General features: G+C 35.5%; 12 protein-coding genes and 2 pseudogenes. 1 reads left to right on the plus strand and 13 read right to left on the minus strand.

Going from position 1 to position 12,468, the window contains the following annotated elements; all coding sequences use genetic code 11:
* Nucleotides 1-53: 53 nt before the first annotated feature.
* The 9 genes and pseudogenes from NSS71_RS14810 to hpf form a co-directional block, all read right to left on the minus strand.
* Nucleotides 54-740 carry a GntR family transcriptional regulator gene (locus NSS71_RS14810; protein WP_235844546.1) on the minus strand — a complete coding sequence of 229 codons (687 nt, stop codon included), beginning with the start codon at nt 738-740 and terminating at the stop codon, nt 54-56.
* Between the two features lie 289 nt (nt 741-1,029).
* Nucleotides 1,030-1,862 (minus strand): annotated as a pseudogene (locus tag NSS71_RS14815) (DUF1028 domain-containing protein).
* Between the two features lie 20 nt (nt 1,863-1,882).
* Complete coding sequence (locus NSS71_RS14820) at nt 1,883-2,413, minus strand: chromate transporter (protein WP_328282793.1); 531 nt, start codon at nt 2,411-2,413, stop codon at nt 1,883-1,885.
* The gene (locus NSS71_RS14825; protein WP_095322062.1) at nt 2,410-2,973 is read right to left on the minus strand and encodes a chromate transporter; all 564 of its coding nucleotides are present in this window, start codon (nt 2,971-2,973) and stop codon (nt 2,410-2,412) included. Before NSS71_RS14825 ends, NSS71_RS14820 begins: the two co-directional genes overlap by 4 nt.
* Before the next feature lie 24 nt (nt 2,974-2,997).
* Nucleotides 2,998-4,608, minus strand: coding sequence for a gamma-glutamyltransferase family protein (locus NSS71_RS14830; RefSeq protein WP_328282792.1), 1,611 nt, complete (start codon nt 4,606-4,608; stop codon nt 2,998-3,000).
* 1 nt (nt 4,609) lies between these two features.
* Nucleotides 4,610-4,978: pseudogene (locus NSS71_RS14835) on the minus strand (oligopeptide/dipeptide ABC transporter ATP-binding protein); the annotation flags it as partial.
* A 669-nt stretch (nt 4,979-5,647) separates the two neighbouring features.
* Nucleotides 5,648-5,959 (minus strand): hypothetical protein, encoded by a 312-nt coding sequence (locus NSS71_RS14840; protein WP_328282791.1) that lies wholly within the window; start codon nt 5,957-5,959, stop codon nt 5,648-5,650.
* A gap of 159 nt (nt 5,960-6,118) precedes the next feature.
* Nucleotides 6,119-6,568, minus strand: coding sequence for an Lrp/AsnC family transcriptional regulator (locus tag NSS71_RS14845; RefSeq protein WP_061800934.1), 450 nt, complete (start codon nt 6,566-6,568; stop codon nt 6,119-6,121).
* A 227-nt stretch (nt 6,569-6,795) separates the two neighbouring features.
* Entirely contained in the window at nt 6,796-7,344 is a 549-nt protein-coding gene (hpf, locus tag NSS71_RS14850) for a ribosome hibernation-promoting factor, HPF/YfiA family (RefSeq protein WP_047943892.1), read from the minus strand.
* 864 nt (nt 7,345-8,208) lie between these two features.
* On the opposite strand from hpf, the gene NSS71_RS14855 reads away from it, so the two are divergent.
* Entirely contained in the window at nt 8,209-9,378 is a 1,170-nt protein-coding gene (locus NSS71_RS14855) for a glucose-1-phosphate adenylyltransferase (protein ID WP_341118086.1), read from the plus strand.
* Between the two features lie 48 nt (nt 9,379-9,426).
* On the opposite strand, the gene NSS71_RS14860 is transcribed toward NSS71_RS14855, so the two are convergent.
* The 4 genes from NSS71_RS14860 to NSS71_RS14875 are packed head-to-tail and all read right to left on the minus strand — an operon-like array spanning nt 9,427 to nt 12,414.
* A complete protein-coding gene (locus NSS71_RS14860; protein ID WP_341116360.1) occupies nt 9,427-9,780 on the minus strand; it encodes a flagellar protein FliT in 354 nt (117 codons plus the stop codon).
* Nucleotides 9,780-10,181: a flagellar export chaperone FliS gene (fliS, locus tag NSS71_RS14865; RefSeq protein WP_341151790.1), complete on the minus strand. Its 402-nt coding sequence runs from the start codon at nt 10,179-10,181 to the stop codon at nt 9,780-9,782. Before fliS ends, NSS71_RS14860 begins: the two co-directional genes overlap by 1 nt.
* 22 nt (nt 10,182-10,203) lie before the next feature.
* Nucleotides 10,204-12,030: a flagellar filament capping protein FliD gene (fliD, locus tag NSS71_RS14870; RefSeq protein ID WP_341116362.1), complete on the minus strand. Its 1,827-nt coding sequence runs from the start codon at nt 12,028-12,030 to the stop codon at nt 10,204-10,206.
* An 18-nt stretch (nt 12,031-12,048) separates the two neighbouring features.
* Nucleotides 12,049-12,414: a flagellar protein FlaG gene (locus tag NSS71_RS14875; protein ID WP_341116363.1), complete on the minus strand. Its 366-nt coding sequence runs from the start codon at nt 12,412-12,414 to the stop codon at nt 12,049-12,051.
* Between the last annotated feature and the right edge of the window lie 54 nt (nt 12,415-12,468).

Raw genomic sequence — 12,468 nt, forward strand, 5'->3', positions numbered from 1 at the left:
CAATACAGCTTGATTAAAATTCTGTGAAAAGGCTAGATTAGATCCTGTTAATTTTAACGAAAATAATCAGGATATGTCTTCTTTAGTTCCTCTTTTTCAAAGTTAACTAAGTTTAAATGTATCCCTATTAGTTTTTCTGCTTCGTTTGTTTTCTTTTCCTTTATAAAATGAAAGATATCTTTATGCTGAGAAACAAGCATATCCCATTCCAGATTGGATTCCAATCGAAGAACACGCAAGCGGTCAAAGTGACTATTCATTTTTCTAATCATCTTCCAAGTTCTCAGCTTGTTGCATCCTTCAAATAATAAACGATGGAACTGATCATCCAATTCCAATAATTGATGGCAGGATTGATTTTTTAAGCATAATTCCTGCATGGCAATATTAGATTCCAATTTAAATAACTGCTCTTGTTTAAAAACCTGACAAGCTTCTTTCACAACTGCTTTCTCCATATTTTCCCGGACAAACCTTGCTTCTTCCACAAGCTCTAAATCAATCAAGGAAACAATCGTACCAATTTGCGGATATATCCCCAGCAAATCTTCTTGTGAGAGCTTTAAGAAAGCTTCTCTTACCGGAGTGCGACTTACATTTAACTCACTTGCGATTTCTTGTTCAGAAATCTTTAGCCCTGGTTTTAACTCTAATTCTGTAATTCTATTTTTTAATGATTCATACACAAAATCCCTCGTAGAGATATTTTCCTTTTTCCGAATCGTAACGATTATACTCACCTTTTCCTCGGTATCCTAATTATACTAGTATGGTAGTTCGTATTTTCATTATAGAAGGTCTCCACTGGAATTTCAATCCCCTTTATTAGATTAATTTTTCATTTCTGACTATTTTAACTTTTATGGATAAAGGGAAAATAGGCGGTTGCCATTTTGAATCAAGAATTAAAATTTTTTAAAATCATAATTTATATTCTATTATGCTCATTAATGGCTTTTTTCAGTTGCTTTAAACTATGATCGGTAGCAATAAAACAACTCCCATATTAATAGGGAGTTCTCTACCATCTTATTTTTGCTTTTTCATATACTCCAATACTTCTTTATCAATTAGACCTATCTTTTGTTCTCTTTCTTCAAAATCCTCCGTATGAATATAGCTTTTTAGTGCGTCTAATATTTTTGTGGTCGTTTCGTTTAGATAGCCTAATCTTTGTAAGTGAATCGTAAGTTCTTCTTTGGTCTTTCCTTCTATCGATACAATATTTTCTGGTTTAGATGGGGCGAAATAGAGCTGTTGTAATTGGTAGATACGTGTAAGTTCTTTAATTGGCTCTTCGTGATCTTCTACTCGCAAGTCAATATAACGATCATTGAAGCCGCCATAGCCGCCTTTTTCCTTTACAACAAGAAGTGCTGCTGATTGCTGTCCTCTGCTGTCGCCGCCTGCATCCTGACCTGCTTGCAATGCTGCAAGTAGTCGCACTGCCAAGCTTCCTTCCGTTTGTTGAAAAATAGCCCCCATGTCCTTTACTGTATTTTCATCCACGAGAATATTTCCTTGGGCTGCAAAATGAGGACCCGTTACTCCTCCTGCCCATTTATAACATTCGCTTCCAGTGAAGGTTGCCGCATTGCCATTTGCATCAATAAAACCAACCTGTCTTTGTTCTCTTCCAGGGTCTTGTGCTAATAACGCATGCAATGCCTCCTCTTCCGACCTTCCTCCATTAAACGCAAGCCTTCTGGACCAAAGGATGTGTTTGCATAAGATTGCGTTGCTACTGCTCCCGCGCCTGCTTTTGCCCATGGAACAACGGCTCCAACACCAAGAAACTTAGATTGGACTGCAATCCCCCATTCCTTCTCCTCTGGATCAAAGCCAACAATCGAAAATGTCAATATACAACCTCCTCCTTCATTTAAGCCAAGAATATTGCTCCATACATTAGGGAACCCGCTATTACATATGCTGGATGAATCTTTACCTTTTCCAATAAAATCAAGCTGATAGCACCTATAAATACAGTTTGCAAGATTCCTATTCCATGATAGGAATTCTGAAAAAAGCTAATCGTCATCATGGCAAGTAAGACAGCGATCACAGGTCTCACTAAGTTTGTCAGCAAACTCACTTTAGGTGAATCTTTAAAATTCATTAACAGCCGTAATAAGGCAATCATTAATAATAAGGACGGGGCAACCGTTGCAAAGACCCCAATACTCGCACCAATTATTCCACCTTCTTGAAATCCAATATAGCCTGCCATTTTAGTCGCGATCGGACCTGGCAATGCATTTCCCATTGCCAGTATTTCACTAAATTCATTTTCGGTTACCCAGCCATACCGATCGACCACTTCGTTTTCCACTAAGGGGATCGATGCTGGTCCACCTCCATAGCCGAGAATACCTGGAAGAAAGAATGCCCAAAAAATATGCCAATAGATCATGATGCCTTCACCTCTTTAACTTCCTCTTTCTGCTTCTTGCTAAGTAAAGAAACGACAATGACAATTCCTATGACAATCGCAGGATGGATTTGGAGAAGGACTAAAAGAATAAGACTTGCGGCCATCAACCCAATCGTCAGCTTCAGCCGAAAATGACTATTTACTTTCTTTAGAAAGTCTACTGTCAATACTCCTAGCATTACACCAACCACAGGAACAACAGCCTTTGTCATTCCTAATACCCAAGGCTTATCTTTAAAGGAATTTAAAAAAGTTAATAATACAATCATTAATAGTATCGTCGGAACAACCGATGCAATAATAGCGTTTATCATCCCGAATACACCCTTTACTTGCCAGCCAATATAACCAGCCATTTTGGTGGCAATTGGGCCTGGCAACGCATTTCCTAATGCCAAAACATCAGAAAACTCATCATCTGTCATCCATTTATATTTATCCACTACTTCCTTTTTCACAAGAGGAATTGAAGAAGGACCACCGCCATATCCTAAAATCCCTACCCGAAAAAAAGCAAGAAATAGATGCCAATGTGTCATAAATTCAACAACCTTTCTGCAGCTTTACCAGGAGGCAATCGTTCCATCTGTTCTTGATTCTGTTCCTCCAATTAATACACCTGTTTCTTCATCTCTCCAGATAATCTGTCCTCTGCCGAAATGTCCAAACTCTGTAGCCGTTTGAATCTCATGTCCCCTCCTTGCAAGTGCTTGAGCTAAATAGTTAGGAAAATGCGGCTCTACTAGTATCTTCTTCCCTTCCGTCCACTGCCAGCGCGGTGCATCTAAAGCCGCTTGTGGATTCAAATGAAAGTCGATTGTATTGGTGACAATTTGAAAATGACCTTGTGGCTGCATATAACCGCCCATCACCCCAAAAGGTCCGATTGGCTTATTATCTTTCGTAAGGAATCCAGGGATAATTGTATGATAGGTTCTTTTCCCCGGTTTTAATGCATTGGGATGGGCTGGATCAAGGGAAAAATCATGCCCCCTGTTTTGCATGCTAATCCCTGTTCCGGGAATGACAACTCCTGAGCCGAAGCCCATGTAATTACTTTGAATATAGGAAATCATATTTCCTTCTTCATCTGCTGCGGCTAAGTAAACCGTTCCTCCCTTTGGAGGTGATAGTGGTTCAGGAGTAATAGCTTGATCGCCAATTTTTTCTCTTCTTAAAGCAGCATATTCTTTGCTTAATAATTCCTTTACTGTATGAGGCATTTCCTTTTCATCGGTAATAAATGCTTTCCCATCTGTAAATGCAAGCTTCATTGCTTCTATATGTTTATGATATGTATCAACGGAATCCTTCTCTGTTAACTTGAAGCCTTTAGCAATATTAAGTGCCATTAATGCAACCAAACCTTGCCCATTCGGCGGAATTTCCCAAACATCATAGCCTTTATAAGAAACAGAAATTGGCTCCACCCATTCAGGATAATAGCGCTCTAAATCTTCTTTTTGAAGATAGCCATTATGCTCTTTCATAAACTGTGCTATTTTATCAGCTAATTCTCCACGATAAAAGCTTTCTGCATTTGTTTCTGCAATAGAGCGCAATGTAGAAGCATGACCTGGTGATGACCAAATCTCCCCGATTTGCGGTGCTTTTCCATTAGGAGTAAACGTATCAAACCAAGGCTTATATTCATCACCTTGAAAACTTTCTTTAAAGCGATTATAGGAAAGATCCCAATACTTTCCGAGAGTCGGGCTGACTGGATAGCCTTCTTCGGCAAGACGAATAGCTGGTGCCAATGTTTCTTTCAAAGGTAATTTTCCAAACTTTTCTGAAAGTGATGCCCAGGCAGATGGAGCACCTGGCACTGTTACCGGAATAACACCATGGGTTGGTATCTTTTCTAGCCCCTTTGCTTTTAACGCATCAATGGAAATGGAACTTGGTGCAGGTCCACTTGCATTTAATCCATGCAGCTTATCCTTGAACCATACAAGCGCAAATGCATCTCCCCCGATTCCATTAGAAGTTGGTTCCACTACTGTTAATGCTGCGGCTGCTGCAATTGCTGCGTCAATCGCATTTCCGCCCTTTTGTAAAATCTCTAAACCAGCTTGAGCAGCAAGAGGCTGCGATGTAGCAACCATTCCCTTTTTTGCAAAAACAGTATTTCGCTGGGAAGGATAAGGGTGATACAAGTAATCTAGTTTCATCTTAATTCAATTCCTTTCCGACATAATGACAGGCAACAAAATGATCCGCTTCTGCTTCTTGCCACTCTGGCTTTACTTGTTTACATAGATCTGTTGCTATCGGACAGCGTGTATGAAATGGGCAGCCAGAAGGAGGATGAGCCGGATTAGGAATTTCTCCTGTTAAGCGAATTCTTTGCCCTTTTGCTCCCATTTTAGGACGTGGAATCGAGGATAACAACGCTTTAGTATAAGGATGAAGCGGATTTTCGTATAATTTTTCCGAAGAAGCAAGCTCCACTGTATTTCCTAAATACATAACTAAAACCCGATCACAGAAATAGCGAACAACCCCTAAGTCATGTGAGATAAATAGATAGGTTAATTGATATCCACTTTCATCTTTCACAAGGAAATCAAATCACTTTATTTGATTAACAAACGAAAGCAAATGATTAATATTCATGATTATAAGACAGTTACAAACAGAATTCTAGTTATTTTTCTAAAAAATTTAATAATTTTATATATTCAATATTTACAGAAAACAAGAAAAACTTTTCGTACCTCTAAAATTTATTTTATCGAAATAATAATATGTTTTTCACAAAGTAGTGGAGGGAAATTACTATAAGCATGAGAGGTGAATTAATTTAATAATCATTCGTTTTTTAGTATTTTTATACTTCCATTATTTTCTTATAGTAATTTAATTGCTTGAATTCTTCTTAATTTAGTAGAGATATAAAAAGATTAATACTATTTCAAGAAAGTAAATACGTTTATATTTTTTGTTGGGGATTTTTTTAAAAGAATTTGTAAATTTTCTTGGAGAGAATTGGTTGAGCTTTCTATTATTATACAATTAAGCTATATAAAAAGGTTGATTGGCTAGAAAGCTTCTATAGTGGCAAGCAAGTGTTTTTACATGTAGTTCATTTATGTGAATTGGTTTGAAGGAGGGTTTATGGTAATTATCCGTTATACTCTGTTTTCGTCGGGGAGCGGAGGACACTAGACAAGCAGAAGAAAGCCAATGCCCACCATAGTTCTTTTCTTATTATGGTGCAAAGTCAATTTGCCCAGTAAACAATAGGATAAAAATGATTATCCAAAATATAAACAAAGAGGAGGAAAGTATTAAAGATATAACAGGGAGTATCTTTTTCTCTGTCTTCTTCAACAAGGCAATTATCGATAATAGGATTCCTGCACCCGTAAGAAAAAATGTGATATAGTCGCCAGCCAAATTTCCGTTATTAGCTATTCTTGTCGGTGTGACAAAAACAATAAAGACGCAAATAATACCAATGGCAAGAGCAATATAACTAATTATACTGTACTTTTTTGGTGTGTTAATATTATTTTCCAAATATAAACAACCTTTCTAATTTTTATAATATACATGTATTTTATCATTATTTTCCTTAATTATGGAAATTAATTCGGAGAGACGTTGGAAAAAAAGAGGACAATAAAATACCAAACAAAAGATTAACATAATAAATTTGATCTTTGTTTGGTATTTACATCAAATTTTTAAACCATTTCTACTTTTAAACCTTCTTAAAAGAATATGACTTTCTACTCTTGTGATGCCTTCTAAGGAATATAATTCGTTGTTTGTAAAGCTTTCTAGTGCTTCGAAGTCTTCAACGAGAACATGCATATGTAAGGTGCTTGGACCCGTCATTTGATAGCAGCTGGCCACAACAGGATTTTCCGCTAGTGTTTGGGCTACTTGAATGAGGGAAGCTGGTTCGCAGTCTACTTCAAAAAAGGCAGAAACTGTTTTGCCTACTTTTTCCGAATTGATAACAGCACTGAATTTTTCAATCACTCCATTTTCGATTAGTTGGCTGACTCGCTCTCTTATAGCCACGCGGGATAATTGCAGCTCTTTGCCAATTTCCACATAGGAAAGCCTGCCATTTTCTGTAAGTAATTCTAATATTTTTTTGTCTATTGCATCTAATTTCATTTAATCACCACGCATCTTCTGTTTTAAAATATGCTTCATTATAGCTTGTAGATTGGAAATAAGGAAGTTCTTTTTAGAATTTTCTAACCTTTAAAGGGGATGACAAAATCGGATGAAATATTTGGTTGAAATGTCTATTGACTTATGGGGTTTTAACGGATTATTCTCATGTATTATATAAACAATAAAATAAAGCCTGCAATGTTTCACTGCAGGCTTTATCTTTATTATTGAGCTTCAATTAGACCGTATTTTCCATCTTTTCGTTTATAGACGATATTGGTGTTATTTGTTTCTGCGTCTGTATAAACGAAAAAGTTATGGCCTAGTAAATCCATTTGCAGGATTGCTTCTTCACTATCCATTGGTTTTAGATTGAAGCGTTTTTGGCGGACAATTTCTAGCTCCTGTTCTTCTTCCTCCACATTTGGTGTGCTTTCGTAAGAACCAAATAGTTCATTCAGATTTCCTTTTTCTCTATGCTTACGATTTACTTTTGTTTTATGTTTTCTTATTTGTCTTTCTAATTTATCAGAGATTAAATCAATAGCTGCATACATATCCATATGATCTTCTTCTGCACGTAACAGCAACTGGGACATTGGAATTGTAACCTCTACCTTGGAAGTTTTATCATTGTACGTTTTTAAATTTACATTTACTTGTGCATCTGGTGATTCAGAAAAATATCTTTCTAATTTAGAGATTTTCTTTTCGACATACTCTCTAATTGCTGGAGTTACCTCAATGTTTTCTCCTCTAATGTTGAAATTCATAAGTTACTCCTCCTTTATAGTTTCCAGTGCAAGTCTTATTTTTTCCTTATAGTAAATGAAAATATACCATATAAGGAATCATTTTGACTATACTATCTATTTCTATCATACCCTGGCAAAATCCTGCTAAAACGATAAGAAATTTCGACAAAATTGTGAACTTTTTAAATACAAACGCTTACTATTATTCTATCGAAAATTATTTTCAGCAAATTTTTATGTTAGAAAATGTTTCAAAACGATTAACAGCGGTTATATATACACCATAATCAAAACGTATAGCTCGTACGATAATAAAGTGACTGATTACTTAGTAAAAGAACTAGTTCTTTGAAAAAAGAAGATAGGCAAGTGTTAGTATAACCATTATTTTCTATTTCAAAAGTAGAGGCTATTGAAGTTAAATATCTATACAAAGATTCTCCCTTTTGAAAAACATTTCGACATAATGTAAGAGAAGAAGCCTATATTCCTAACAATAGATGGAATTATGAGTATTACTTATTCGGTCGGTGTCGAGTTTTAGCGAAATTAATCAAAATATTTTTACAATTCAATGTTTTATATTTGCTACAATGAACACATTAAGAATTTAACCTGGAGGTAAAAGAATGAGTGAAGCAATATTACAAAATCAGCCTGAGTTAGAATTAAAAGAAATGGAAGAGGAAGAGTACTATTACAAGTTGTGGGAAGACGATCGTTTATAGGCCGAAATAGATCTACTTGATACGAAAAGGAAGAACATTTGCTTTTTTAAGAAGTGTTCTTAAAATTTGAAATCTTCCTGGTAAAATAAGTAATAAATTACTTTCTTTTGAATTTCTAACAAATGAACTTTGATAACGCATACTGGAGGGATCTATTTTGAATAAAAAATGTATTGCAATGCTATTGGCTGGCGGAAGAGGGACAAGACTAAAAAAACTAACAGAAGAATTAGCAAAACCGGCAGTACCCTTTGGGGGAAAATACCGTATTGTTGATTTTACATTAAGTAATTGCCGTAATTCAGGAATAGATACTGTTGGTGTATTAACACAATATCAGCCGCATGTACTGCAAAATTACATTAAAGACGGAAAAGATTGGGATTTGGACAGCAGAGATGGCGGACTAAGCATCCTCCCTCCATACCAATGTGGTACAGAAGAACGCTGGTATGATGGTACAGCCCATGCTATCTATCAAAATATATCCTATATTGACCAGTATAACCCGGATTATGTTCTCGTTATTTCTGGTGACCATATTTACAAAATGGATTATAATTTAATGCTGCAGCAGCATATTAAAACTGGGGCAGATGCAACAATTTCTGTTACGGAGGTTCCTTGGGAGGAAGCAAATCGTTTCGGTATTATGAACACAGATGGCACCAATAATCGAATCGTCGACTTTGAAGAAAAGCCATCTAATCCTAAATCAAATCTAGCTTCCATGGGTGTATATATTTTCAAATGGAAAACGCTTAAATACTATCTACAAAAAGAAGAAAAGAACGAATTATCTTCTAAGGACTTTGGAAAAGATATTATTCCTGCCATGCTGACAGATAACCGCAAACTACATGCTTACACCTTTAAAGGTTATTGGAAGGACGTTGGGACAATCGACAGCTTCTGGGAAGCAAATATGGACTTATTATCAAAGGAAAGCAATATCTTTCTAAATGACAAAGACTGGACCGTATTTACCCACGAACAGTGCTACGCCCCGTCCTATATCGAATCTTCCGCTACCGTAAATCGCTCCATTATCAGTGAAGGCTGCGAAATTTATGGAACTGTTGAAAACTCTGTTATCTTCAATGATGTCATTATCGGAAAAGGAGCAATCGTCAAAGATTCCGTACTCCTGCCTGGAACCGTTATCGGCGAAAATGCTGTCATTGAAAAAAGCGTAACAGCATGCAATGTAACAGTGGGTGATCACAGCATTATTGCACCAAAGGACGCAGATTCAGAAATTATTTTGATCGGTGAAAGTATTGAGAATAAGCAGACCCGTGTTGGATTGTCGAGAGTGATTTGAATATAATATCAAATAAAAATGTTGTTGCCTTAATTGGCAACAACATTTTTATTTTTTCTTATCATAAAACATGCCATCTATGGAGATATTTCCACCATACGGATCATTATATTGATTAATCCTTTTCTTTCTCACTTGCTGCTGCTTTAAATCTGTTTTTATTTTCCCTTGCAAAGAAACCATCTTGTCCTGCAGAAGTTTCTCTGAAGCGATCATTTCTTTTTTATCTGCTTCATTAATTTTCGGCCATAAAGGAAGCTGATTTAATAATTCTTCCCTCTTCTCTAATAACTCATTTATTTCCTTTATAACAGCTTCTCTTTCCTCTATCGTTCCTTCCTCTATCGTAAGAAGTCCAAGCAGCTTTTCCGTACACTCTTTATAGTCAGTTAATGGATTCATTATGCTAATCCATTGGAAGGTCCAATATCTTTTTTCGCTATTTTTATTACTTCCTTCCAAGTATCACGAAATTCGATAACATAACCTTCGACTTCATTTAATATATTTATATCATTCTTAGTATTAGCTTCCACTAATCTTCTGTAAATATAATCGTACATTTGGAGCATATTTTTAGAAATATCAATCTCTAAATTTAATGTAATCATCAACTCATTAATGATATTTTGGGCTTTACCAAGATTTTCATTTCGTTTTTCAATATTTTTATCCTCAATAGCTCTTTTGGCTAATGTAATAAATTTCAAACAACCATTATACAGCATAAGAGTCAAATCACCGGGAGACGAAGTATTGACTGCATTCTGCTTATAGGTTTGGTATGGTTGATTAATTACCATCTACTTACTCACCCCTAAGTTATTATGATCCATTTTGTGCAAAAAAGCCTGCTAATTGCGAAGATTGATTATTTAATTTCTGTATAGCCTTTTCCATTGCATTATACTGTGACCAATAACGATCTTCTATTTGCTTTAATCGATATTCCATTGATTCAATATTATCATCAATTCGCAGCATATCTTTACCAATGGTATAATTATATTCCGTTTTAAACGTATTACCAGCTTTTTCTTCAATTTGTTTCATAGTATCTGATATATCCGTTCTTAGCCTTCTCGCTAATCCTTGTTGATCAGTTGTTGGGCCATCCGCCATAAATAACTGGTATACCGCTTCTGGATTATCTTCGATTGCTGCTTTTAATTTATCTTCATTAATCTCTAGCTTACCACGTTCTAAATAGTCCTTCGAAGTAGTGATCCCAATTTCAGCCAACTGATTATATTTTTCAATTGTTTTTGTTTTATCATTAACTGTTACAGACGCATATAAGGAGTTTCTCATTTTATTTAAACCAGAGGTTAAAAGGGGATCTCTCTTCAGTAAGCCACTTTTCGCCTTTTCCTCCCATTGCTCAATCTCCTTTTCACCCATTGCCGCCTTCTGTTCTTCTGTAAGAGGCTGAAAAGCTGAATAACGCTGAGCAGTAAGTTCTGTATTAACAGCACCGATTGTTTCATTATATTTATCGACAAAAGATTTTATCGTATCAAAAATACTATCTGTATCAGTTTGAATATTTACATTCACACTTTCACCAGCAGCAGTATTTTTATTTAAATTAAAGGTAACATCGTTCATTGTAAAGGTATTGGATTTTCTAGATGTTTTTAATCCATTAATGGTGAATTCAGCATCAGACCCAGCCGTTTTTTCAGTTAAATTTAGAGTTTTAGTAAAAAATTCGGCATCCTTTCCCAAAAACTCAATTTCTTCTGCCCCGTTATTTAGTATGCCAGTATCTGTGCGTTGTGCGACCACTTTATCAGTACCAGTGTCATAAAACATACTGATCCCCACATTAGAACTATTAATTTTACTAAACATACTATTTAATGAAGTGGAACCATCAATTTTAAAACTTTGCTTATTTTTTGTACCATCTTCATTTGTTGTTTGAATATCAAACTCAATGTAGCTGTTCTTCTTAAGATTGTCCCCACTCACTGTTACCGTGCTATTTTCTGGAAGAATTTCACCAAATGTCATTTTTCCAGTGGCTGGATTAACATATACAGTATCAGCTGCTCTAGTACCTTTCTCTGGAGCATCTCCTTCTATCAGCTGAACTTTAAACGTTTTATCGGTTCCTCCTGTTACAGTTATTGAATCAGGAAATCCAGATAAGGAAGTACCGCTTAGATATATTTCATCACCATGTCCTGTTAAAGTCTGTGAAAAACTTTCTCCCTTCCATTGAATTCCAGAGTCATCAGAGAGTTTGCTTTGCTGGGAAAGTAAACTCTTGGTAGGATCTAGCGTACTATTACTAATTTTATCTGCACTTTGTACTTTAGCGGACTTTGCCATTACAACATCGGAGATATTATATGAAACATTCCCTGCATTCGCTTTTGCACTTACTGATACTATATCCTTGTTTGAAGAAACAGCAGTTCTTTTCATCATATTTGATTGTTTAGAAATACCTTCAAATATGAAAGTATCGAACTCTTTTAATTTTGCATTCATTGTTCGGTAATTATCACGTTGCCATTCTAAAATTTGCTTTTGCTGTTTTAGTTTGTCTAGAGGCATACGCTGCACTTTCATTAATGAATCGACAATCGATTGTGTGTCAAGTCCACTGGCAAGACCGGTGAATTTTATTGAATTTACACTCATTATAAATCCTCCTCTAATTTAAAGCTTTTTATCTATAAATATTCCGATAAACTCTGTCATTTTTGCATAGATGTCTAAAAGTTCTTTAGATGGAATTTCTCTTATAACCTTCTCTGTAGCTTTATCAACGACTTCTATATAATAGCGTTCTGTTTCATCATGGACCTTAAAATTTATAGAAGTATAATGTGGCTTTAAAAATTCATTGATACTCGTTACTATTTCTTCCGCTTTCTCTTTTTTCAGAATGTTAGTCGATTCTTCTGAAAGAGTATCCACCAATTTGGTGTAATCCCTATTATTTAAGCTAATTTCATTATCATTTCTGGTTGAGTTCACTAAGTTAGATATAGTCGATTGTTGTTGATTTATCTCCAATTTCATCCATATAACAGCTCCTCTATCAGATCCTTTAATTTTTATATCGGATACTCTAAA

Source organism: Niallia sp. FSL W8-0951 (assembly GCF_038006525.1).
Taxonomy (GTDB): Bacteria; Bacillota; Bacilli; order Bacillales; family Cytobacillaceae; genus Niallia; species Niallia circulans.